This window comes from Microcystis sp. M53598_WE2, assembly GCF_030067735.1.
Taxonomy (GTDB): domain Bacteria; phylum Cyanobacteriota; class Cyanobacteriia; order Cyanobacteriales; family Microcystaceae; genus Microcystis; species Microcystis aeruginosa.
Genome location: NZ_JASJFE010000893.1, coordinates 1 through 1483, shown reverse-complemented (window position 1 = coordinate 1483; position 1483 = coordinate 1). Strand labels below are relative to the sequence as shown.

The window sequence follows — 1483 nt, the reverse complement described above, 5'->3', positions numbered from 1 at the left end:
GGGGAAGTGGGGTGTAGGGTGTGGGGTGTGGGGTGTGGGGTGTGGGGAGAATAAATAAAATAATCTCCTATCTCCTGACTCCTGACTCCTGAATACTGCCGACCGCCGACCGCCCCCTGCCTCCGTTATCCGACAAGATTTTTAGATTTATTCAGCCTGCCCTATTTATGGAAGATATTACCTAAAAATCCCTCGATGCCGCCTTTCCCCACGGTTTCCCCGCGAACTTTTGCTAATTTTTCCAGCAATTCCCGTTCTTCTCCCGTGACACGGGTAGGAATCGAGATTTTAACGGTAATGCGATGATCACCGCGGCTGACGGGATTGCCTAATTTGGGAACCCCTTTATTTTCTAAAATCAGTACGGTGTTCGGTTGAGTACCGGCAGGGATAGTCAGGTCTTCTTGGCCATCTACCGTATTAACTTTGATGGTACATCCTAAAATCGCTTGGATATAGCTAATGGTGATATCCGATTTAATATCATTACCTTCCCGTTGAAATTCTGCATCTGTTTCCACGGTTAGATAAACGAATAAATCCCCCGGCGGCCCGCCTTTAAGTCCGGCGTCTCCTTCCCGGGCAACGCGCAATTTCATGCCGTTGTCAACCCCCGCGGGGATGGTAATTTTCAGTTTTTTGGTTTCCTGTCTGCGTCCGGAACCGCCGCAAACATCGCATTTTTCCTCGATCACCTCTCCAGCACCGTCACAGGTGGGACAGACCGAAACTTGAGCAAAAGTACCGAAGGGAGTACGGGTGGCGCGACGCACCTGACCAGTACCACTGCAAGTAGTACAAGTGCGGGAACTGGTTCCTGGTCTGGCCCCACTGCCTTTACAGGTTTGACAGGTTTCCAGATGACGGATACGGATTTCCTTTTCGCCGCCAAAGACAGCCTCGCGGAATTTTAGTCTAAAATCGAGACGTAAATCCTCGCCCCGGGTAGGGCCTGTGCGTCGGCGGGCGGTTGCTTGGCCGCCCATGCCCCCGAAACCACTAAAGATTGTCTCAAAGATATCGGCGAAACCGCCCATATTGTCGGGATCAAAACCGGCAGCGCCCCCAGAAACCCCAGCTTCACCAAAGCGGTCATAACGATTGCGGGTTTCTGGTTCCGAGAGAATTTCGTAGGCGCGGTTAATTTCTTTGAAGTGTTCCTCGGCTCCTGGTTCTTTGTTAACATCGGGATGGTATTTTCGGGCGAGACGACGATAGGCGCGTTTGATGTCTTCTTTACCGGCATCTCGCGAGACACCTAGAATTTCGTAGTAATCAGTGGGCATAGGGGGCTATGGTTCTGCTGGCAATTTATAAATAAAGTTTAAGTCTAGTTGTTACTTTAACAAACTATACATAATAGTTTAGTTGGGTTATCCCTACTATTTTTTTGGTAAGGAAGTGGGGTGATAGGGAAGTGGGGTGATAGGGAAGTGGGGGAGTGGGAAGTGGGGAAGTGGGGTGTGGGGTGTGGGGTGTGGGG

The 1483-nt window shown here is 50.5% G+C and carries 1 protein-coding gene; it reads right to left on the bottom strand.

All coding sequences use genetic code 11. The features are described 5' to 3' along the window. Positions 1-161: 161 nt before the first annotated feature. Positions 162-1286 (bottom strand): molecular chaperone DnaJ, encoded by a 1125-nt coding sequence (dnaJ, locus tag PX636_RS18215; protein ID WP_002795599.1) that lies wholly within the window; start codon positions 1284-1286, stop codon positions 162-164. Positions 1287-1483 lie beyond the last annotated feature (197 nt).

Bases quoted from the DNA above. Each gene is read 5' to 3' on its own strand.
- dnaJ (WP_002795599.1), bottom strand. From the start codon at position 1,286: ATGCCCACTGATTACTACGAAATTCTAGGTGTCTCGCGAGATGCCGGT.